Origin of the sequence: Geomonas silvestris (assembly GCF_014193515.1) — a bacterium.
Classification (GTDB): domain Bacteria; phylum Desulfobacterota; class Desulfuromonadia; order Geobacterales; family Geobacteraceae; genus Geomonas; species Geomonas silvestris.
The window spans coordinates 19,871-41,941 of record NZ_BLXX01000023.1 but is presented as its reverse complement, the minus strand read 5'-3'; the positions used below and the strand labels follow the sequence as shown (position 1 = coordinate 41,941).

19 protein-coding genes and 1 riboswitch are annotated in these 22,071 nt (G+C 62.9%); of the genes, 15 read left to right on the top strand and 4 right to left on the bottom strand.

Annotated elements, in window-relative coordinates; all coding sequences use genetic code 11:
• Window positions 1-18 precede the first annotated feature (18 nt).
• Together GMST_RS21385 and GMST_RS21380 are read right to left on the bottom strand one after the other, a co-directional pair.
• Window positions 19-3,168, bottom strand: a complete 3,150-nt coding sequence (locus tag GMST_RS21385) for a rhomboid family intramembrane serine protease (protein WP_183356744.1) — start codon at window positions 3,166-3,168, stop codon at window positions 19-21.
• A 247-nt stretch (window positions 3,169-3,415) separates the two neighbouring features.
• Entirely contained in the window at window positions 3,416-3,781 is a 366-nt protein-coding gene (locus GMST_RS21380) for a DnaJ family domain-containing protein (RefSeq protein ID WP_183356743.1), read from the bottom strand.
• A gap of 212 nt (window positions 3,782-3,993) precedes the next feature.
• Window positions 3,994-4,070: riboswitch (cyclic di-GMP riboswitch) on the top strand.
• 68 nt (window positions 4,071-4,138) lie between these two features.
• Between GMST_RS21380 and GMST_RS21375 the strand changes: the two genes are divergently transcribed.
• From GMST_RS21375 to GMST_RS21305, 15 genes are all read left to right on the top strand, one after another.
• Complete coding sequence (locus GMST_RS21375) at window positions 4,139-4,813, top strand: hypothetical protein (RefSeq protein ID WP_183356742.1); 675 nt, start codon at window positions 4,139-4,141, stop codon at window positions 4,811-4,813.
• Window positions 4,814-5,014: 201 nt separating this feature from the next.
• Window positions 5,015-5,602: a DNA-3-methyladenine glycosylase I gene (locus tag GMST_RS21370; protein WP_183356741.1), complete on the top strand. Its 588-nt coding sequence runs from the start codon at window positions 5,015-5,017 to the stop codon at window positions 5,600-5,602.
• A 1,104-nt stretch (window positions 5,603-6,706) separates the two neighbouring features.
• Window positions 6,707-7,267 carry a hypothetical protein gene (locus GMST_RS21365; RefSeq protein WP_183356740.1) on the top strand — a complete coding sequence of 187 codons (561 nt, stop codon included), beginning with the start codon at window positions 6,707-6,709 and terminating at the stop codon, window positions 7,265-7,267.
• Between the two features lie 376 nt (window positions 7,268-7,643).
• Entirely contained in the window at window positions 7,644-8,084 is a 441-nt protein-coding gene (locus GMST_RS21360) for a hypothetical protein (RefSeq protein WP_183356739.1), read from the top strand.
• A 50-nt stretch (window positions 8,085-8,134) separates the two neighbouring features.
• Window positions 8,135-9,865: an ABC transporter substrate-binding protein gene (locus GMST_RS21355; RefSeq protein WP_183356738.1), complete on the top strand. Its 1,731-nt coding sequence runs from the start codon at window positions 8,135-8,137 to the stop codon at window positions 9,863-9,865.
• A 275-nt stretch (window positions 9,866-10,140) separates the two neighbouring features.
• Window positions 10,141-10,773 (top strand): hypothetical protein, encoded by a 633-nt coding sequence (locus GMST_RS21350; RefSeq protein ID WP_183356737.1) that lies wholly within the window; start codon window positions 10,141-10,143, stop codon window positions 10,771-10,773.
• The gene (locus tag GMST_RS21345) at window positions 10,770-11,954 is read left to right on the top strand and encodes an ABC transporter permease (RefSeq protein WP_183356736.1); all 1,185 of its coding nucleotides are present in this window, start codon (window positions 10,770-10,772) and stop codon (window positions 11,952-11,954) included. Before GMST_RS21350 ends, GMST_RS21345 begins: the two co-directional genes overlap by 4 nt.
• A gap of 1 nt (window position 11,955) precedes the next feature.
• On the top strand, window positions 11,956-12,666 hold the full coding sequence (locus GMST_RS21340) for an ABC transporter ATP-binding protein (protein ID WP_183356735.1): 711 nt from the start codon (window positions 11,956-11,958) through the stop codon (window positions 12,664-12,666).
• Window positions 12,663-13,127, top strand: coding sequence for a nitrous oxide reductase accessory protein NosL (locus tag GMST_RS21335; RefSeq protein ID WP_183356734.1), 465 nt, complete (start codon window positions 12,663-12,665; stop codon window positions 13,125-13,127). Before GMST_RS21340 ends, GMST_RS21335 begins: the two co-directional genes overlap by 4 nt.
• A 486-nt stretch (window positions 13,128-13,613) precedes the next feature.
• Window positions 13,614-15,077, top strand: a complete 1,464-nt coding sequence (pyk, locus tag GMST_RS21330; RefSeq protein ID WP_183356733.1) for a pyruvate kinase — start codon at window positions 13,614-13,616, stop codon at window positions 15,075-15,077.
• A 217-nt stretch (window positions 15,078-15,294) separates the two neighbouring features.
• Window positions 15,295-15,651 carry an ArsR/SmtB family transcription factor gene (locus GMST_RS21325; RefSeq protein ID WP_183356732.1) on the top strand — a complete coding sequence of 119 codons (357 nt, stop codon included), beginning with the start codon at window positions 15,295-15,297 and terminating at the stop codon, window positions 15,649-15,651.
• A 114-nt stretch (window positions 15,652-15,765) separates the two neighbouring features.
• Window positions 15,766-16,929: a mercury methylation corrinoid protein HgcA gene (hgcA, locus tag GMST_RS21320; protein ID WP_250697419.1), complete on the top strand. Its 1,164-nt coding sequence runs from the start codon at window positions 15,766-15,768 to the stop codon at window positions 16,927-16,929.
• A 12-nt stretch (window positions 16,930-16,941) separates the two neighbouring features.
• A complete protein-coding gene (gene hgcB, locus GMST_RS21315) occupies window positions 16,942-17,232 on the top strand; it encodes a mercury methylation ferredoxin HgcB (RefSeq protein WP_183356731.1) in 291 nt (96 codons plus the stop codon).
• Window positions 17,233-17,392: 160 nt separating this feature from the next.
• Window positions 17,393-17,689, top strand: coding sequence for a DUF1540 domain-containing protein (locus GMST_RS21310; protein ID WP_183356730.1), 297 nt, complete (start codon window positions 17,393-17,395; stop codon window positions 17,687-17,689).
• 237 nt (window positions 17,690-17,926) lie between these two features.
• Window positions 17,927-18,115, top strand: coding sequence for a ferredoxin (locus GMST_RS21305; RefSeq protein ID WP_183356729.1), 189 nt, complete (start codon window positions 17,927-17,929; stop codon window positions 18,113-18,115).
• Window positions 18,116-18,612: 497 nt separating this feature from the next.
• On the opposite strand, the gene GMST_RS21300 is transcribed toward GMST_RS21305, so the two are convergent.
• Both GMST_RS21300 and GMST_RS21295 read right to left on the bottom strand, forming a co-directional pair.
• Window positions 18,613-19,098 (bottom strand): ferritin-like domain-containing protein, encoded by a 486-nt coding sequence (locus tag GMST_RS21300; RefSeq protein ID WP_183356728.1) that lies wholly within the window; start codon window positions 19,096-19,098, stop codon window positions 18,613-18,615.
• A 517-nt stretch (window positions 19,099-19,615) separates the two neighbouring features.
• Window positions 19,616-21,853 carry a vitamin B12-dependent ribonucleotide reductase gene (locus GMST_RS21295; RefSeq protein WP_183356727.1) on the bottom strand — a complete coding sequence of 746 codons (2,238 nt, stop codon included), beginning with the start codon at window positions 21,851-21,853 and terminating at the stop codon, window positions 19,616-19,618.
• Window positions 21,854-22,071 lie beyond the last annotated feature (218 nt).

Sequence of the window (22,071 nt, the reverse complement as noted above, 5' to 3'; positions counted from 1 at the left end):
GTCTCGCCGGGACGGCTCTTACTGGATCTTCTGCAACTCGGCCTGGGCCTCGCTCTCGGTCGGGTCGTAGTCGAGGACTTTCCGGTAATCTGCGAGGGCGGCCTGTTTGTCCCCCTGGTAAAAGTTGCAGGCGGCACGGTACTTGAGCCAGCTGAAACGGTCGCCGTACTGAAGCGCCTTGCTGTACCCGCGCACGGCGGCGGAATAGTCTTGGGAGCGGTAGTACTCGTCGGCCTCGTCGGCGTAAACTCCGCCCTGCAGGGTGTACAGACGCGGATTGAGAGCGGCCTCCTTGAGGGCACTCTTGGCAAAGGCGGCCATCTCACCGTGGGAACCGCCCCAGCGGGGCATGAGCGAGGTCAGGTATTCGTTGCGCACCAGGTAGGCCCGCCGGTCGACTGCCGCGGCCTTCTCGACGACTTCCTTGGGCGACACGGAAACCTCGGAGGCGCGGACTACGGTGCACAGGACGGTGTAGGCCGGGATGAACGCGGGATGGGCGGCGATGGCGATCTGCAGGTCCTGTACGGCGAGCTCGTGGAGCCGGTGCATCTCGTCGAGCTGGGCCTGGGAGGTCTCGCTCGCCCACCTGGTGCCGCGCACCTCGAAACCCTTGTCGGCCTGGTACTTGCCGCGCGCGGCGTAGGCAAGGTACGACCCGGTGGTTTTTACCCAGGCTTCCAGATCTTCCGGGGAGACTCCCTGGGTGGGGGAGAAGATCGCGTAGGCCTCCTGCAGGAAGGTTTCGTACTGGATCTCTTTCTGGTACTGGGCGAGATAGCCGTTGTAGAGGTTCTCCAGGCTCGTAAAGTCGTGCTGGGCGAGCAGTCGCTTGATGCCGGCGGTGTCGGGTTTGCCGAGCTCCATCTGCTGCTTGAGCGCCGCGTTGGCGAGTTGCGCCTGCGCCGCCGCATCCCGGTTTTGCTGGTTTATGAAGCTTGCGCTCAGGCGGCCGACGGCGGCCACGATGACGAGTGCCCCGACGGCCAGGGCCTTGGCGGTGCGGTTGAAGGTGAAACCGCGGGCGGCGCGCGCCGCGGGCGGCCCGGAAACGCTGCCGGCCCGCCGCATCGTGGGCGCCGGCTGGCTGCGGAGTTCTTCGAACTCCCGCTCCGCAAGCTTCGCGAGTTTCGCGAAATAGACGCCGCAGGAAACGCAGATCTCCCCCTTCTCCTGGAGCTGGCCGCACTTGGGGCAGGAAAACTCCTGCGCTGGCGCAGCCTCGCGCACTGCCTGCGCGGCGGGTGCCGCTTCCCGGTAGGAGAGAGCGGGGGAGGGGGGCGCCGCCACGGGTGCGGGCTCCTCTTTCTCGACGGTGCAGAGCGCGCCGGTGTGGCAGATCGCCTCCTTGTACTTCAAGGCGGCGGCGTAGTCGAGGCCGCGCTTGAGGACGGTGGGGGTGCCGCTGCAGAGCTGGTCCACCTTTTCTGGCGGGCAGCGGAACAGCTGCACGAGGCTCGCCTTGGTTTCCGCAGGATCGAAGGTGAAGCCGATGCTGCCGTCGAAGATGAGGCGGTAGGTTTCGGGGGCGGGTTTATCCTGTGGGGCGGCCGCGCTTTCCTGGACCGGTTCCAAGGTCCGGCAGGTCGGGTAGGCGCCGCAGACCCAGAAGGCTTCTCCCTGGCGCGGACCGGAAGTGGGCCGGCGCACGGCCATCGCGGTGCCGCAACTGGGGCAGGAGCGCTCCTGGTTGGCCGGGGAGGCCGCGACACGGGGGGCGGCGCTGCGGGGGGGATGGTACACCTCGCCGCAGGCCCGCTCGCGCGCCTTATCCACCAGAAGGGATTGGGGATAGTCGTGGACGAAACGGGCGAAGCTCGTGCGGGCCGCCTCGAAACAGCTGGTGAACTCGAGCAGGGTGGCGAGCTTGAAGTGCGACTTCTCGCGCTGCGCTGCGGGGAGGTCCTCTTTTTCCACCAGCCGCTCGAGGCAGGTGATGGTGAGCTCGTTCTCGCCGGCCTGCGCCGTGGCTTCGGAAAGGGCGGCGAGGAGCCGGGTCTCGGTCGGGGGCTTCAGGTACTTTCCGAGGTACTCGCGAAACACCTCGACCACCTCGCCCGGCCGCTCCACGAGGAGTTGCCGCAGGGCCTTCTCGTAGTACTCCTGTCCCTCGGGAGTGCAGTGGAAGCGGGATTTAAGGCGCGCCATGCTCAGGAGCGCGTCGACGTTTTCGGGGCTTCGCTCGAGCGCAATCCTCAGGGAACGGTCGGTCCCCTCGAAGCCGATGCTCGCCTTAGCTCCCCTGATGCCGATCTCGAGGTGGCGCTCGCCGACCGCATCTTCGCCAAGCTTCAGGTATCCCGCGATGAGCATCCCGGAGATCATGCCCCCCAGGTGCGCCCAGTGCCCGATCATCGAGTCGGAGCCGTTGATCTGGGCGATCCCCCCGGAGAGATCCGAGAGAAAGAAGAGGCTCATGATGGCAAGTGAGTTCAGCCGGATCTTGAGGCTTAGGGGGAGGATGAGCGAGAAGATCCCCAGGATCGGGATGGGGAAGATCATGCTCTTGAAGTAGCAGCGCACCGCGAAGATCCCCATGATGCCGGCGATGGCGCCGGAGGCTCCCAGGGCGTGGCCGGCCCTGAGGTGGAACAGGAACTCGACGCCGATGAAGACCAGGCCGCCGATGAGCCCGGTGACCAGGTAGAGCAGGAAAAAGCGCAGCTTGCCGACCCGGCGCTCCACCGCGGAGCCGACCACCCAGAGAAAGGTCATGTTCCCCCAGAGGTGCCCGCCGCTGCCGTGCAGGAACATGGCGGTGAAGGCACTCAAAGGGACGTTAAAGAGGTTTGGTTTGTGGGGGAGAAAGATCAGGTTGTCGTTCACCAGCTCCTCGGGGACGAACCCCTGGAAGAAATAGAAGATGAGGACGTTGGCGAGGATGATCCCGTAGGTGACCCAGGGCTTGATCTCCTTGATCCGCTCTTCCTCGGAGCGCATCATCGGGAAGAAGGTGATGTGCTCTTTCAGAAGATCCATGGCGTCGACGCCGCTTGCGGCCGCGTGCAGGCGGATCCCGATCAGGAAGACGACCGGCAGGATCAGAAAGAGAAAGGCGATAAGCCCCGGGAAGAAGTTCTTCACCAGGGTGATGCCGACGGCGAGGGCGAGGGCCTTGGCGATGAAGGCCTGTTCTTCGTGCTGCTTGAAGTAGTCGGAGAGCGACATGAGGTTCCTTTGCCGATGGCGGAGCGCGCCTGGCAGGCGCGCCGCTGCGGCAGGGAATCCAAAGCCCCTTGCCTGTCTGTCGGCGCTCCTGATGCCGGCCCTGCCAAGGAGCATGTTCACAATGTGAGGAAGGCAAATGCTAAACGGGGGAGAATATAGGAGAAGTTTAGGGGGAAGTAAATTAAAAAGGGCTGAGTGGGGCGTCCGGCTTTCGGCGACAAAGGGGCGACCGCCGTTGCGGGCTGCGCTATTTCGACGTGTCCAGGAGTTTGTCCTGGTACTGGGGGAAGAGGTCGAGGCTTACCGGGCGCTTGAGGGCGATCTCGAGTTTCATGAGCTTGAAGTTCAACTCGCGGACCTTTTTGCGGCGCTCCTCGCCGTCATCGAGGTCGAGAAGGAGCCGCCTGAGCGACTGTACCTCGTTAACCAGCTCTACTTCGGGCGGGACGCAGCCGGCATTCTTCAACACCTTGTAGGCCATGCGCAGCTCTTCGGGGATGCCGGAGAGGTCTTCCTGCACCAGCGGCTTGCCGCGGCCGGGGAGGTTGTCGAACTCGCCGCGCGCCATCGCTTCCTGGATCTTCCGTTCCGCTATGCTCGCCAAGATATCCATGTCGAGATTGTCTCAAAGCTTCCCGTTTGGAGTCAACTCGAACCTTGCCGCACCGCGCCTGTTCCCGCTCCGGACCTTCCAGGGCCGCTACGGCGACACCCTTTTATTATTGACTTATTTGGTCCGATTAGAGTAAAAGATCATCTCAATGCCTCCCCGGTTGTTGGGTTGCCGATGCCGGGAAAGACAATTCGGCGCAAGAGCCGAGTGATACACGATAATACTAAACCATCCGCGAGGGTGGGACGGAAAGCCTACAGGGTCTCATCGAGACAGCCGGGTTGCCGAAATATCTCTCCCGATATCGGCAACCCTTTTTTTTTGCCGCGAAGGGGAGGCTATCAAGGAGGTTTCAGCGTGGTCAACAAGAAGAAGGTTATTCTGCAGGGCACCGTCCTGCTTCTGTGCGGGGCGCAGGCCGCCTTCGCCGGCGTCAACGTGAACATCAACCTGGGCGAGCCGCCGCGTACCGTGGTGGTGGCTCCGCCGCCCCAGCCGGTCTACGTACCGCCGCCGGCCCCGGTCTACGTGCCGGCCCCCGCGCCGGTCTACGTGCCGCCGGCGCAGATGATCGAGGTTACCGACGACATCCAGTTCGTCTATCCCGGCGCGCTCGGTTTCTACGTGGCGGTGGGGGTTCCCTACGATCTCTTTTACCTCAACAACAACTACTTCCTGTACCGCGACGGGCGCTGGCTGCGCGCGCCGAGCAGCCGCGGCCCGTGGATGGTGACCCGTTACCGCGAGCTGCCGCCGGGGCTGCGCCGGCACCGCCTGGAGCGGATCCGCGAATTCCGCGCCCGGGAGTACGAGGTGTACCGCCAGGACCGCGACCACTACCGCGGCCGGCATTTCCGCTCCGCGAAGGAAGAGTGGCGCGAACAGCGCCGCGACGCGCACGAACAGCGCAAGGAAGAGCATTTCCGCGAGAAAGAGCAGCGCCGCGAAGAGAAACGCTACGACAAGGAACAGCGTCGCGAGGAGAAACGCGCCGAGAAGGAACAGCGCCGGGAAGATCGCCACAGGGATTAGCAGACGAAGAGATCCGCGCTGCGGCTAACGGCGGGTGAAATCCCCCTGTCTCCTCTTTTCCAAAGGTTCACCCGTGACGTTTCGGATAACGGATCTCCCGTGCGCCCCTTGGAAGGAGTCGGTACCAAGCCGCAGGTTGCCGCTGGACGGTTGCTGTAGCCGCCCTATTGATAAATTTCATATTTCGTGCCGGAGGGGGACGTGACTGAAATCCAGAGACTGCGCTGCGGCTGGGCCGGCAGCGATCCCCTCTACGTTAGCTACCACGATCTCGAATGGGGGGAGCCGGTGCACGACGACCGGCTCCTCTTCGAGTTCCTGATCCTGGAAGGCGCCCAGGCGGGCCTTTCCTGGATCACCATCCTCAGAAAGCGGCCAGCCTACCGCGCGGCTTTTGCCGGGTTCGATCCGGAGCAGGTGGCGCGCTTTGGCGAGGGGGACCTGGCCCGACTGCTCGCCGACCCCGGCGTGGTGCGCAACCGGCTGAAACTCAACTCCGCCATCTCCAACGCCCGCTCTTTTCTCGCCGTGCAGCAGGAGTTCGGCTCTTTCGACTCCTACCTGTGGCGCTTCGTCGACGGCGTCCCGCGCCAGAATGCCTGGCGCAGCCTCAGCGAGGTTCCTGCCTCGACCTCCACCTCCGATGCCCTCAGCCGCGACCTGAAACGCCGCGGTTTCAATTTCGTGGGGAGCACCATCTGTTACGCCTTCATGCAGGCGGTCGGAATGGTAAACGACCACACCGTAGACTGTTTCCGCTGGTCCGAACTGGGCGGAACTCTTCCTTAGTCGGATTTTCGACACTTTTCACCGCGTTATTCCAGACACTTGCAGGGTAACTGCCGAAACTTTCCGCTTATTTTCGGTCGTGTAAAGATTACCGACATCGGGCTTTGGTCGTCTTTACGGTGAAATACGGTTAATATCCTGGCAACTTGAGTCGGCTCCAGTGCCGTACTTGACTGTAAGAATTCTCGACAGTCTTGCTGCGATGCTGGTGAGGCCACGCTTGATGCTCCATCCTCGGTCGATCCGCCTGCTTGCTCCGTTTAGTTATATTGCGTTGCCATTTCACGATGCTTCCGGGAACCAGGAATTCGCCGGAACCGTCCGAACTGCGGGACTTTCTGTAATCTTAGTCCTACTGCGCCGCGACGCTTCCCCCACAATTTCAGACCCGGCACTACGCGAGGTGACCGAGCTACCAAACGAAGCGGCACCGGTCCCGTCCCGCTCCCGGCGTCTTCTTCAAAACTGGCACAGATTCTGATATTTCCAGCTGATCGGCTGAAGAAACGACCGGAGGTCGGGAAGGATCGGACGGATCGGATATCGGACGGGTCGGGCCAGTAGGAAGCAAAAAGATAGGGGGGGACAAAAATGAGCGAAGGCGGTCGGGGCCCCAACTAGCCTGGAAGGGGGGCCTGGTTGACGCGACCGATGTAGGAGCTGCGGCCATGGTGCGCCCCAGTTCCGATTCCTGTGCTGCACCCCGGAAACGGCGCGATCACTGCGCTAAAGGGGAGGGCTGTCTCATTGAAAGACCCAGTACGTTTCGTTAATCATAAAAAGTCCCGCCATTTCAGTAGCCTAGTCGCCAGCCATTTTCTGGAAGGTAAATTTGGAGCACCCTTCCCGACAGGTTCCCGCCGCCGCGCCGCTTGTCAAGTCACGCAAAAAAGGGTAGATAGCAGCGCAGCCACGGCATGGCACGCAACCTGTATTGCCCAGAAGAATGGCGGGGGCGGCAACGGGCACGGCTGGGACCGGGTTCGACCCCTTGCACTGGTCTGGGGCAATGAGTTGAAAATGTGGGTGGGGGAGCACGATTCCCCATCGGGTCTGGGGTGGAGCCGAGGTCACCGGCCATCCGCAGAGAGCAGGAGGAATATCATGAGTACCATCGGCATGATCACGGCAATCGGCGCAGTAGTCATTATGGCGGTCATCGCCCGGGCAGAAACTCCCAAGATCGTGGAAAGCGACAGCGGGATCGTGGTCGAGTACACCGGAACTCCGGACAACGCGCCGGCTGCCGAAAAGGGGAGCGCCGCTGCACCCATCCGCCGCGATGCGCCCCGGCGCTCGGCCTGGCTCAGCGCTGAGATCGAGCGCCTGAGGGCCGAACTGGTGCAGGCCGAGCTGCTCTCGGCCCAGGAGGGGCCGGAAGCCGCAGCCGCCCAGGCGAGTGCCGCGGAAAAGAAACAGCAACTCGAAGCCTACACCCAGGAGCTCTCCCAGCTGAATCTGAACGGCTCCGGCCAGGGCGCTGCCGCAAGCCAGCCCGGCCAGGGGACCGGCAGCCAGGCCAAGGACGGCAGCTCGGACCAACAGCAAGGTGCCGACCAAGGGGCCGCGGTCAAGCCGAGCTACCAGACTTCGCGCCAGGACATGAAACAGCAGATCAGGGCGCTTAAGATGCAGCGCAACATGAACCCGCCGCCACAGCAGTAGATCGCGGCGCAACAGCCGGGAACGGCGTAATCGGTCACGAAGTGCCAGAAGGGCTACAAAATTAACCACGGCTTCGGCATGCGGCCCCTGCCACGGGAACAAAGGCCGCAGGCTCTCGGCAGGCGGCATTTCCGGCAGGACAAAGAGATCTCTGATTCACGAAGTCGCTATTTTTTCGGCTTCGGTCCCTTTTGGTGGCCCGCTGTTTTGCTTATTCGGATATCCCGCATTGTCTCGCGATTTGTGCGGGAATTTGGCTTGACACTCATATGATTTGCTGTATAAACACGACCTGATTGGCTGATGAAGTCTTTCATATCAGCCTCTGAGTCCGATGTCGTCATGAGTCGTGCAGCTATGACAGGGAGTGCTAACGATGAGAGTATTACTTGCGGCGCTACTGTTGGCGCTTGTTGTCTTTGAGGTTCACCCCGCCGCGGCCCTGGCCGCCAATCCCTCCCTCGCCAAGCGCGACTTCCAGGTACTCCCCAAGCCTGGAGAGAAGGTCCCCCTGGGTCCCCGCCACTACTTCACCTACGCTTTTGCCAAGCCCCCCAAGCTGGGGAACGCGGTGATGCGGGTTGAGATCTTCACCCGCGAAGGGGCGCGCGACACCTCGTTCACCGTGAAGGGGGACGCCGACATGCCCTCGATGCGCGGCGCCCACGCGGCGGGGGACCAGAACTTCGCCCTGTCCAAGAAGGGGGTCTACCTCTTGCCGGTGCGCCTGGTGATGCCGGGCGACTGGGAGGTGAGCTTCGTCTTTCAGAAGGACGGCAAGACCGTGCTGCGCGGCTGCTACCTCTTCGACCTTTAGCAGTCGTTCTTAGAGCCGGCGCCCGACGCGCCAGAAGGAGACCACCACCCATGACCGACCGCACCTTCAGGACGCGCCTGAGCTCCCTGCTCGTTGGCTGCGCGCTTGCCATCCCCCTTGCCTTGGCAGCTCTGCTCCCGGCTACTTCGGCCCAGGCTGCAACCAAGGAGGAGCTCAAGCAGGGCGAGCGGATCTACCGCGAGGGGATCCTCCCCTCCGGCGAGCGGCTGCGGGTGAACCTGCACGGCGAGCCGGCGGCGCCGGGACTCACCTTCACCTGCGCGAGCTGCCACCTGCGCAGCGGGCTGGGCGCGTTCGACGAGGGGGTCTACGTTCCGGCCATCAACGGCGACAAACTCTTCAAGCCGCTGCCGCGCACCTACAAGGGGATCGTCTTGAACGAGGGGACCGAACCGCCGCTGCGGCCCGCCTACACCGAGGCGACGCTCATCGAGGCGCTGCGCCACGGCAAGGACCCCGGCGGCCGCCAGCTGAGCGCGAGCATGCCGCAGTACCAGCTCGAGGAGAAGGACCTGAAGCTTCTGGTGGCCTACCTGAAGACCCTCTCGGTCGAGTTCTCCCCGGGGATCAGCGAGGACCGGATCCGGCTCGCCACGGTGGTCTCCGAGGATCTCCCCCCGGCAAAGCGCGATGCGCTCTTCACCACGCTCACCTTCTTCTTCAACCTGAAAAACGGACAGATCAAGGGGTTTGGCAACCCGCGCAGCGGCGCGAAATCGCGGCTCATGGCCGAGAACATGCTCCCCTCGCGCGAGCTGGTCACCAAGTCGCTTTCGCTGGGGCGCTGGGTTTTGCGCGGCTCCCCGGATACCTGGCGGGCCCAGCTCGAGGAGTACTACCGAAACGATCCCGTCTTCGCCCTGGTGGGTGGCGCGGTGAACGGGTCCTGGCAGCCGATTCACCAGTTCTGCGAGCAAAACGGCATCCCGAGCCTCTTCCCGGCGACCGACCTCCCGGTGCTTTCGGAGAGCGACTGGTACACGCTGTACCAGTCCAAGGGGTTCTACCAGGAAGGGGAGAGCGCGGCGCATTTCCTGGCGCAGAAGAACCTGAAAGAGGGGGCGCTGGTCGAGATCGTGCGCGAAAGCCCGCAGGGGAAGGCGCTCTCTGCCGGGTTCCGGCATGCCTGGCAGGAGCTGGGACAAAAGGCGCCGGTGACGGTTCCGCTGCCGGCCGGCCAGAAGCTGGACCGCGACTTCCTCAAGCAGGTGCTGGAAAAGGCCGGGAAGGGGGAAGGGGAGCTGCGCCTGCTCGTCTGGGACGACGGTTCCGCGCTGCCGGCCCTGGAGCTCTTCAAGGAAAAGCAGCACCCGGAGGTCATGGTCTTTTCCGCGCGCTACCTGGGGGAGAGCCTCTGGACGCTGCCCGAGCCGGTGCGCGGTTTCTCGTACCTGACCTACCCCTATATATTTACGCCGCTCCCCAAGCCGGTGATGGGGCGGACCCTGATCCCCGAGGACACCAAGCCGAACCTGCGCAAGGCCGAGGTCCCCGTGCGCTCCGAGACCCAGCAGGTGATCGCCCAGACCAACGTGGTCACCCAGCTCTTGTCGCTTTTGCTCATGGACCTTAAGGGTAACTACTACCGGGACAACCTCCTGGATGTCGCCGGGATGATGGGCGACCAGCCGCACCCGCTTTTCGGGCGGCTCAACTTCGGGGCCGGCCAGCGCTACGCCTCGAAAGGGTGCTACGTGGTGCAGCTCGGCCCGGGTACCAACCCGGAGCTGGTGAAGCTGACCGGCTGGACCGCGCAGTAGGGAGGCGGCGGGGCGGGGATGTAGCGTAGGAAGTGTTTCCAGGTGGCGACCTGGTCAAAATCCCCCCTGTCCCCCCTTCGCAAAGGGGGGGCGCGGGGCCGACTGCAGATGCTGGACAGGGACCTTCTCGAAGCTTCCCCGGATATCCCGGAGGAACCTTCGCGAATTCGGGAACACCTGGCTCCTGCGGTGCTTCGCGAAGATCTTTCCTCGTGGGCACGCTCAGGGCTTTGAGGTTTCCGGCAACAGATGTGTTTCAACGTGATGAGGTAACCATGCGTTCCATTTGTATAAAAATTCTGCTGCCGCTGCTTTTGCTGTTCTGGTCCACGTCGGCCCTGGCAGCCGTCGGGTGCGATCTAAATAACCCGGACCGCGACGTGCCCCGGCTCTTCCCGGAATCGACCAGCTTCAAGACGGTCTACGTCTCCATCCAGAAAATGGGGGGACCCGCGCTTTTGAAAAAGATCGAAGGCCGCCTGGGCGCCCAGAACATCGCACTCTACGCACCGGTCGACGTCCCCTACACGCTCTACGAGATCTACAAGGACAAGAAAAAGGTGGGCTACATCCACGGGGTGAACCAGAAAGGGCAGTTCGGCGGCATCCAGGTCTTCATCGCCCAGGACCTCTCCGGCAAGGTGAAGACCTTCTACCTGCAGAAGATCACCGGCGCCGCGGCGAGCAAGTTCCGCGAGGCCAAGTTCGCCCGGAAGTTCGAGGGGGTTACCCTGAAGGACTTCGACCACTACGACCCGGTGCGCGGCAAGGGGAGCGGCAGGATCGCCGATGTTCCCAACCCCTCGCCGGATCTGGAGACCGACTACTACGGCATCCTGCGTGGCTTGAAGAAAAACCTGGTGCTCATGGATGAGTTCGTCTTTTCCGCGGAAAGGGGCAAGCCATGATGATCACCCCTTTCCAGATCGCCTACAAGAACCTGTTGCGCAAGAAGGTGAGAAGCGTGCTCACCCTGATCGGGATCATGCTCTCGACCTGGGTGCTGGTGAGCCTCTTCGGCTTCAACCGCGGCTACGAGACTGCGCTCAATCGCGACATCGAGAACATGGGATACCAGCTCATGGTGATGGCCAAGGGGTGCCCCTACGAGGCGGCCACCATGATGCTGCAGGGGGGGAAGGGGCTCCGCTACATGGACCAGTCCATGGTGGACCAGATCACCAAAGAGCCCGAGGTGGACAAGGTGACCCCGATCCTGATGCAGGCCTTCTTCGACCCGAACAAGGGGGAGAGCGGCGGCATTGCCGGCTTCTACGGGGTGGACGCCCACAGCTACCCGGCCATGAAGCCCTTTTTCCGCTTCAAGAAGGGTGGCTGGTTCAAGGACAACGCCGCCGACGAGGTGGTGATGGGGTACGAGGCGGCGGAGCTGGAGCAGCGCGAGGTGGGAGACGAGACCATCGTTCCCGAGAAGAACGTGAAGCTCAAGGTGGTGGGGATACTGGAGCGTACCGGGAGCCAGGACGATGGCACCACCTTCGTCCCCTTAAAGACGCTGCAGAAGATCTCCCAGGTGGACCAGATCACCACCATCGGGATCAAGGTGAAGAAGGACGCTGACATCACCGGCCTCGAGAACAAGCTCTACCAGTTGAAGGACGTGCAGGTGGTGAGTTTCAGCCAGGTGAAGCAGACCATCATGAAACTGATCTCGACGGCGCGGGTCATGGTCTTCTCGATCGCGGTGGTGGCGCTTTTGATCGCCATGGTGGGGGTGATAAACACCGTGCTCATGTCGGTGCTGGAGCGCCGCCAGGAGATCGGCATCCTGAAGACCATGGGGGCGATGCCGGGCGACGTGTTCCGCCTGGTCTGGACCGAGACCCTGATCCTGTGCAGCTTGGGCGGCGTCGCGGGGATCCTCCTCGCCGTCCTCTTCTCAAGGTTCACCGATCTCTTGGCGCGCAGCATCCTCCCCTACGCACCGAAGGGTGGGCTGGTGGCGATCGACCTGAAGCTCTCCTTATTGACCCTGGTGATCATCGTGGTGGTGGGACTTTTAAGCGGGCTCTATCCGGCCTGGAAGGCGGGGCGCATCCGGCCGCTGGAATCGATCCGGGGGGAATGACATGACGACGAACGGCTGGTCATTACAGGCGCGGGATCTCACCAGGGTCTACCGGCGCGGCAGCGAGGAGATCCAGGCCCTGGACGGCGTATCGCTCTCCATCAAGAAGGGGGAGTTCGTCTCCTTCGTGGGCTCCTCGGGAAGCGGCAAGACGACCCTCATCAACCTTTTGGGGTGCCTGGACAACCCGAGCTCGGGCGAACTGGAGCTGGCCGGGAAGACGGTCTTCGGCAAGGGGAAGAGGCTCGGGGAGAAGGAGCTGACCCAGGTGCGCCGCGAGGTGTTCGGCTACATCTTCCAGAACTTCTACCTGATCCCGACCCTGACCGTGCAGGAAAACGTGGCGCTGCCGCTCGCCTTTTTCCGCAAGCCGGGGGGCGAGGAAGAGGTGGAGCGGCTTTTGAAGATGCTCGGCATGGAGCACCGGATGAACCACCTTCCCGGACAGATCTCGGGGGGGGAAATGCAGCGGGTCGCCATCGCGCGCGCCCTGGTGAACAGCCCGGAGATCCTCTTGGCCGACGAGCCGACCGGAAACCTGGACACCAAAAGGGCCGGCGAGATCGGCGAAGTGCTCACCGAACTGAACCGCAGCTCGGGGCTTACCATCGTGATGGTGACCCACAACCCGGAACTGGCACAGCTGGCGGGGCGGCGCATCGAGATGCGCGACGGCCGCGCCTTCGAAAACCAGGAAGGAGTAACAACGTGAGACGCCTCTTTTTGCCGCTCATCCTCATCTTGACCGTCATCGGTTCGGCCTTTGCCCTGGAAGGGGCGGATAAAACCGTCGACTGCGTGCGCTGCGGCATGGACCGGGTGTTCTTCGCCTACAGCCGGGCGCTGGTCCGCTACGCCGACGGCAGCGAGACCGCAACCTGCAGCATTCACTGCGCCGTGGAGGACATCCTGAAGTCGGGGAAAAAGACCGCCTCGCTCAAGGTGGCGGACTTCTACAGCAAGGAACTCGTCGACGCCGCGAGCGCCACCTGGGTGGTGGGAGGCCGGGCGAACGGCGTGATGACCTCCCCGGGGAAGTGGGCCTTCGCCCGCCCCGAGGACGCCGGGCGCTTCGTCAAGGAGCAGGGGGGCGCCATCACGGCGTGGGAACAGGTGCTGAAGTTCTTGAAGGACGAGGTCGCCGAGATGGACCAGCCGGCCCCGGCGGAATAGCCGAGAGACGGTTCTAAGTTCTATGTTCTAAGTTGTAAGTTATATGTTTTAAGAAGAGGGGCCACCTGAGTTTTCAGTGGCCCTTTTTTGCATTCCTTCCTGCTGCTGCGCTTCTTGTTCCCTTTGTGGCGCCTGCCGACGGGCGGGGGGGATTATTCGCCACTGACCGCTCTTTCCGAGATTTCCCGAGGAGCCCACAAAACCCCGAGAACGCTCACGCGACGCAACTGACGGATCTGTTTCGCGGATGTCCCGCCGCTCTTCCCGGAGCGTCACGGCTGGTTTACCACTGCGTTACATCTTCTTTCATGAGCCCAAAAAGGATTGTATATTTCGACTTTCTGGTGTAACGCTTAAGCTATCGAATGGACGAAAACGGTCCCTTTGGCCTGACTTGCCGCGTAACCGCCGCGAGCCTTGCCGAGGCGGCCGCGCCGGCTTTAGCGTGGGATCACGCTCTGACTACACCACTGAAGGAGTTACCGTATGTTGCGTCGCACCAAGATTGTCGCCACCGTAGGCCCGGCCTGCGATTCCGAGGAACGTCTCAATGCCCTGATGCAGGCGGGAGTCGACGTCTTCCGCTTGAACTTCTCCCACGGCGAACAGGCTGCCAAGTCCGCCATCATCCGCACCATCCGCGAGCTGTCGCGCCGTAACGAATGCGCCATCGCCATCCTGGGCGACCTGCAGGGGCCCAAGATCCGCACCGGCAAGATGGACGGGGGCGCCCTGGAGCTGGTCCAGGGGCGCGAGGTGATCATCACCACCCGTGACATCATGGGGAGCGGCAACCTGATCCCCACCATCTACCAGGGGTTGCCGGGTGACGTGGTCCCCGGGGACCGCATCCTGCTGGACGACGGACTCATGGAGCTGCGGGTGGTCGGGGTCGAGGGGGAGGACGTCCACTGCACCGTGGTAAGCGGAGGGATCCTGAAAGACCGCAAGGGGATCAACCTCCCCGGAGCCAAGGTCTCGGCGCCGGCCCTCACCGAGAAGGACCGCGAAGACCTGGAGTTCTGCATCCGGGAGGAGCTCGAGTACGTGGCGCTCTCTTTCGTGCGCCAGGCCTCGGACGTCCAGGAACTGAAGGATATCCTCAAGGCGCACCGGTCGGAGCTCAGGGTGATCGCCAAGATCGAGAAGCCGGAGGCGGTGGAGAACTTCGACGCCATCCTGGACGTCTCGGACGGCATCATGGTGGCGCGTGGCGACCTGGGGGTGGAGCTGAACCCGGAGAAGGTCCCGCTGATCCAAAAGGGGATCATCCGCAGCTGCAACGCAGCGGGGAAACCGGTGATCACGGCGACCCAGATGCTGGAGAGCATGGTGCAAAACCCGCGGCCGACCAGGGCCGAGGTCTCCGACGTGGCGAACGCGATACTGGACGGAACCGATGCGATCATGCTCTCGGCCGAGACCGCCTCGGGCAAGTACCCGGTGGAGGCGGTTACCATGATGGTCCAGGTGGCCCACGACGTGGAGGGGGACCCGCAGCTTAAGACCCAGGTCTTCTACCCGATCCCCGAGAAGGACGGGCTCCCCTGTCTCGCCGAGGTGATCGGTCAGGCTGCCTGCCGGGTCGCCGAAGGGGTCAAGGCCGAAGCGATCCTCGCCTTCACCCAGACCGGGAGCACGGCGCAGCTCGTCTCCAAGTACCGCCCTGCATCCCCGATCTACGCGGTGACCCCTTTTGCCAACGTGCGCAACCGGCTCGCCCTCTACGCGGGGGTGCACTCGCTCCTGGTCGTCATCGAGGGAAATACCGAGGCCCAGATCAGCTCGGTGGAAAACACGGTCTTGGCAACCGGACGGCTCAAGAAGGGGGACGTGGTGGTGATCACCATGGGAAGCCCGCTTTCCAGCCCCGGCACCACGAACCTCATGAAGGTACACCGCCTGGACAACGACGACTTCTACGCACCCTGTGAGGGGGAAGGGGATTGATCCCCGAATGACGTCTGGCAAAATAAAAGGCGGCCGCGATGGCCGCTTTTTTTCGTTTTCCGGATCTGTCGGCCACAGCCGTCGACGGGGGGACTTCAGCGCCGGCTGCGTTTCCTCGTATATCTGCGACCCTAACTGACTGAATCCGTCCGGTGACGACGGTTTTCTCCTGCTCGCCTGCTTGACTATATCCATTTTTACGGATATAGTCCCCGCCATGGAAAACATGGCACTTCTCTTTCAATCCCTCGACGACGTGACCAGGCTGCGCATTCTGGCCTTGCTTCTTGAAGAGGAGGACCTCTGCGTCTGCTATCTTGTGGCGGTGCTGCAACTCCCGCAGTCCACGGTCTCGCGGCAGCTCGGCGTCCTGAAAAGCGCCGGCTGGCTCAAGGACCGCCGCGAAGGGGTCTGGATCCACTACTCGATCAACCGCTCGCTGGGGGCGATCCAACAGTTCCTGGTCCCGGTGCTGCGCACGTTCCTGCTGGGCACTGAAACTGCCCGTGGGGATCTGGAGCGGCTGAAAAACCTCCCCCGCGAAGGCGGCGCAGTGCTGCCGGGAACCCGCTGAGCAAAAAGACACCTGCACCTGACACCGCGCCCGGAACAGCACGCGCGAAGCAGATCCGATAATGGCGGGGGGCGGCGTCTACCGCGATTTCCCCGTTAATGGAAGGAGAACCAGATGGAAAAGCCGGTAAAGATGCGGCAGTTCAAGAAGATCGAAGTGGCCAAGCCGAAGGCCGCGCCGGGCGGGTGCGTCCCGAGTGCCGACCCGGATGCGCCACCCTGCTGAGGTCCCCGCACTTCCGCCGGGGGCGGAACGATCGACGAGACGGTGCCGGGATTCGAGGGGTGGCTGGATACGCCGGCCGGGCGGGTGCCCCGGATAAGGACTGCCCTCACCGTGGCCGACCATCTCGGCGCCTGCATGGCACGCTGGGGCATCAACCGGATGGACTTCCTGGTGCCGCCCGGGCTGTACGCTATCGGTGCGCCGACACCGGAGGCGCCGGTACTGGTGACCGCGAACTACCAGATGACCTACGACCTGGTGCGCCGCGCGCTTGCGGGAAGAAACGTCTGGCTCCTCGTGCTGGAGACCTTCGGGATCAACGTCTGGTGTGCGGCGGGTAAGGGGACCTTCGGGACTACGGAGCTGGTGCGCCGGGTCGCCGAGAGCGGCCTCGCCAAGGTGGTGCAGCACAGGCGCCTCACCCTGCCGATCTTGGGCGCCCCGGGGGTCGCCGCCCACGAGGTGCAAAAAGCGACCGACTTCTCGATCACGTACGCCACCATCCGAGCCGAGGACATCCCGGAATACCTGGATAACGGCGAGCGTACCACGCCTGCCATGCGCGAGCTCAGCTTCACCCTTTACGAGCGCCTGGTGCTGGTGCCGGTGGAGATCGTCCTGGTCCTTAAGACGCTTCTGGTGCTGGGGGGCGGGCTCTACCTGGTGGCACTTTTGGCGGGGGGGAGCGGCGCCGCCTTGACCACCGTCTTGGGGTACCTGGGCGCGGTGTTCACCGGCATCGCTGTGGCGCCGGTCCTGCTCCCCTTCATTCCCGGGCGCAGCTTCGCCGTCAAAGGGGCGCTGGCCGGCATCGCCTTCAGTGCGGTTTTTTTTGCCCTGGCGGGGGGGGCGCTCTGGAGCTGGCCCGTGCAGGCCGCCTCGTTCCTGGCCTTTCCCGCGGTGAGCTCCTTCTACACCCTCAATTTCACCGGCTGCACCACCTTCACCTCGCGCTCCGGGGTGAAGAAGGAGATGCGGCTCGGCCTGCCGGTCCTGGGGGGCGCCCTGCTCGTGAGCCTGTTGCTGGTGCTGGCGGGAGCCCTGGTCTACTAAGGAGATACGGAGATGAAAGGTTTTCGCTACCTGTCGAACGTCGCCACCCTCGAGCTGGACCAAAAGCGCTGCGTCGGCTGCGGTCGCTGCCTCGAGGTCTGCCCGCACCAGGTGTTCGCCCTCGAGGCGAAACTCGCCCGCATCGTCGACCGGGACGCCTGCATGGAGTGCGGGGCCTGCGCCGGCAACTGCCCGGTCCGCGCCATCACGGTCGATTCCGGCGTCGGTTGCGCCACCGGGCTCATCAACGAGTGGCTGCGCGAGAAAAAGATCCCCGGGGTGGGGGGGGGCGGCTGCGGCTGACGCCCCTGTTCCGGAGTCGCCGGCCGCGCCGCGGCGCCGCATGGAGGCGAGTTGAAGGCCGGCCGCACCGTCTGCTCCTTGACCTTTTGCCTGCTTGACTATCGGTTAGGAACTGTTAAAGAATCCTAAGCGAGAAGGGGGCGGGACAAAGGAGAACACTATGGAGAAACAGATGGTAAAAATCACCTCGTGCGAGGTAACCGACTGCGCCTACAACAAGCACAACGCCTGCCACACCCTGGCGATCACCGTGGGAGGGCCCTCGGACCCCTGCCCCAGCTGCGATACCTATGTGCACGCAAGCCAGCGCGCCGGGATCGTCGACGTACAGGGCGGCATCGGCGCCTGCAAGGTAGAATCCTGCAAGCTCAACAGCTCCCTCGAATGCACCGCCTCCAGCGTTACCATCGGCAAACATGAGTCACACCCCGACTGCCTGACCTTCACCCCCCGGTAACCTTGGATCCACCCAGCGGTCCCGCCCCCTTCTCAGCTTTTATCCCCGCTTTTCCCCGCTTTCCGGGCCGCCGGTCGACTTTTTGCCCTGCTAAGGTATGCTATGAGCGGCTCCGGTTCCGTCCCGGCGGCCGGATCAGCCGGAGCCAGAGCCGGTTTCGCAGCGGGGGAGCTTGCCGCTTCCCCGCAGAGGCACCGGCAGATGATCATTAAATGACAGCAGTAACCAGGAGGAGTCATGGCACGAGAGGTATACGTAGATCAGGATGTTTGCATCGGGTGCGGGCTGTGTGAAAGCCTGGTTCCCGCGGTGTTCCGCCTCAACGACGCAGGGGTGTCGGAGGCCTACGACCAGGAAGGGGCGGATGAGAAGAGCGTCCAGGAGGCGATCGACAGCTGCCCGGTAAACTGCATCCACTGGCGCTAGTCGGGGTGCGGGGGAGAGGATATGACTGCAGCGCTGCGTACCGAACGAGTGGAGGAGTTGAGCGAGAGCTCCTACCTTGTGCTGAGGAACACCTACCACGTGCTTCGCGAACTGAAGGGGATGGTGGACCGCCTGCACGGCTCGACAGTGCAGGGTGCACCGACGTCTCTGGACCAGGTGGCGGCCTCAAGCTCACCACCGATCGCCTCTACGACGAGCTGGAGCGCTACCTGCGCCCGGAATGCGACCCGGACAGCGCCGACGACGCGGCACGGACCGAGACAGGGATGGACGGGATCATTAATGACTAACAGGGATGAATGGAATGGACGGGATGAAATCAAAAACTTTGAATGACTGAAGACCTGAAAGACTAAAGACACGAAAGGCTAAAGCGTTAAAAGGCAGTTGGTTTTATCCTGTTAATCCCATTCATCCCTGGTTTCGAAAGAAAAAAAAGCCCGCACCGCGGGCTTTTTTCGTGTCGCACCCTCTTCTCAGAGGTCCTTCAGGTTGCTGAACTCACCCCAGGCGAGGTAGGTCTTGGGAGCCTCGACGAACTCGTAGATGTTCTCCACCACGCTCAGGTGCCGGCGCTCCTCTTCGGCGAGCATCTTCAGGCAGTTGCGGGTGGCCGGGTCTTTGGTCTTGGCGGCGAGCTCCTCGTAGAACCGGATCTCCTCTTCCACTTCGCGCATCGAGAGCTGGTACAGGTCGTGGTCGTCTTTCACGATCTCCAGCAGTTCGCGCTCGGTAAGCAGAGGCCGGAACGAGCAGGCGGCCCCATCCATCGCGTCGGCCTTCGCAAGCTCAGGTGCCAGGGTCGTTTTCAGGTTTACCAGCTGGTCGCGGAACTCTTCCTCGGAGGCTGCCAGCATGGTGAACAGGTGCTTCATATCGGGCTCGCTGCTCTGCGAGCTTATTGTTTCGTAGTACTTCCGGGCTTCCTCTTCTATCTTTATGGCACAGTCGAAGACGTTCATGGCTATCTCCTTTTCCGGGCAGGGCCCGTACACCGCAGGGAGAAGATCTGGATAGCACCAGTATATCAAAAAACGACGGTATTAAAAGAAGTTGTCGGTCAGATGGTGTTTTAAAACAGGGGCCGCCGCCGGCGTCTTTCATTTGCCCGGAGCGCTATGAGCGGCAACGGGGGCGGCTTTGCCTTTGCCGCGTTTCCTGTGTCAGCTCCCGGCGCCGATGCTTACTTTTGACGCAATGCTCTCTGGTTACTGCGCCTTCGCTCTGACTGTGCCCTGCCAGGTGATGACTCAACCGGAAAGAGAGGGAGCAAGGCGCAACGGCTCGGGGTGCCGCACGAAGTTTGCTGGTGCCTGAACCGGCCTTCAGGCGCGGGCCCCTCGATCGGCCGGCTCCTAAGGTCGCAAGGGGAGGGCGGAGCCGTCAGCCAGCGCACTAAAAAAGCCCCGGAGAGGTCCCCGGGGCTTTTGCTTTGTTATCTACGTTGTTATCTATGCTGTGCCGGTATCCGGCGCCCTACTAGGCGCACTCGGAGTAGCCGCAGACGCGGCAGACGGCGCAGCCGCCCTCGTGCTCCACGACGCCGCCGCACTCGGGGCAGGCGCCCTTGTCGAACACCGGTACCTCGACGATGTCGGCGTGGCCGGTGAGTGCCAGGTGGGACTGGATCGCCTTCGCTACCGCGTCGGCGCAGGAGAGCACCTTGTTGTCGCCGAAGCCGGACGGCGAGTGGCAGGAGATCCCCAGGAGCTGCTTCACGACGCTCCTCCCCTGGATGCCGCTTCTCCAGGCCAGGGAAACCATGCGGCCGATCGCCTCGCACTGGCTGGCCGCGCAACCGCCAGCCTTGCCCATGGTGGTGAAGACTTCGAAGAGACCGGTGGCGTCCTCGTTGATGGTGATGTAGAGCGGGCCGCAGCCGGTCTGCATCTGGTAGGTCCAACCCTTGAGTGCCTTGGGGCGCTCGCGCTTCACGGCGCGCTTCTCATCCAGGACCGGGGCCAGCACCGCAGCCGGTGCCTCTTCCTTCTTGCCCACCGAGAGGACCTGCTCGTCGCGGGAGCCGTCGCGGTAGATGGTGACACCCTTGCAGTTGGTCTGGTAGGCGAGGCGGTAGACCTTCTCCACGTCCTCGACGGTCGCGGTGTTCGGGAAGTTAACCGTCTTCGACACCGCGTTGTCGGTGTGGCGCTGGAAGGCGGCCTGCATGGCGATGTGCTCTTCCGGGGTGATGTCGTGCGCGGTCACGAAGATGTCGCGCACCTGCTCGGGGATGTCGTTGATCCCGTGCACGGTGCCGTGCTCCGCGATCTTCTGCATGAGCGCCTCGGAGTAGAACCCGTCGGCCTTGGCGATCTTCTCGAAGAGCGGGTTCACTTCGACCAGGATGTTCTTGTCCATCACCTGGCGCACGAAGGAGACCGCGAAGAGCGGCTCGACGCCGGAAGAGGCGTTGGCGATGATCGAGATGGTGCCGGTCGGGGCGATGGTGGTGACGGTCGCGTTGCGGATCGCCTCCGCGCCAGGACGGTCGTAGATCGACCCCTTGAAGTTCGGGAAGGCGCCGCGGGTCTTGGCGAGCGCGCGGGAGGCCGCGTGACCTTCGTCGTTGATGAACTTCATCACCTGCTCGCCCAGGGTAACGGCCTCGTCGGAGTTGTAGGCGGTCCCCAGCATGATGAGCATGTCCGCCCATCCCATGACCCCCAGGCCGATCTTGCGGTTGGAGCGGGTCATCTTGTCGATCTCGTCGAGCGGGTAGTTGTTCACCTCGATGACGTTATCGAGGAAGTGCACCGCGGCGTGCACTACTTCCTTCAGCTTGTCCCAGTTCACCCGGCCGTGGGTCACCATCTTGCCCAGGTTGATGGAGCCCAGGTTGCAGGACTCGTAGGGCAAGAGCGGCTGCTCGCCGCAGGGGTTGGTCGACTCGATCTCGCCGATGTGCGGGGTCGGGTTGTCCTTGTTCAGGCGGTCCAGGAAGATGATCCCCGGCTCGCCGTTCTCCCAGGCCTGCTTCACGATGCGGCTGAAGACCTTGCGGGCGTTCAGGGTGCCGGCCGGCTTCTTGTCGCGCGGGTTCATCAGGGTGTAGTCGCGGTCCGCGTCGACCGCTTTCATGAACTCTTCCGTGATGCCGACCGAGATGTTGAAGTTGTTCAACTGGCGCTGGTCGTTCTTGCACATGATGAAGTCCATGATGTCCGGATGGTCCACGCGCAGGATCGCCATGTTGGCGCCGCGGCGGGTGCCCCCCTGCTTGATGGTCTCGGTGGCGATGTCGAACACCCGCATGAAGGAGAGCGGACCGCTGGAGATGCCGGTGGTGGACATGACCACGTCGTTGGCAGGTCTCAGGCGCGAGAAGGAGAAGCCGGTGCCGCCGCCGGACTTGTGGATCAGCGCGGTGTTCTTCACGGACTCGAAGATCTCCTCCATGGAGTCCCCTACCGGCAAGACGAAGCAGGCGGAGAGCTGCCCCAGCTCGCGGCCGGCGTTCATCAGGGTCGGGGAGTTGGGGAGGAACTCGAACGAGGTCATCAGGTTGTAGAACTTGTCGGTGAGGGCGTTGAGATCGGCCTTCTTGTCGAACGTGGCGTCTGCCGCGGCGATGGCTGCCGCTACGCGCCGGAACATATCCGCGGGGGTCTCCAGGGTCTTGCCCGTGGTGTCGCGCTTCAGGTAGCGCTTCTCAAGTACCGTCAAAGCGTTCTTCGAAAGCCCCGGAATGGTCCCATTGTCGACTGATTTTTTCATAACGTTCCGATCTCCTTGGATAAAATAACATGCCTAACATGTTGGGGTCGTCGATACCACATTTAGTGGAAGCGGTGGGAATAAACCACAAGATGTATGGCAGAGTCAAGAGTTTAAAGATTAAAATTTGGGGGCCCGGAAAATTGTTTTGCGGCAAGTGGGCTTACGCCTTGGCCATTTACAACAGGGGGCACCCTGTGCTAAAAATAGCAGCTTAC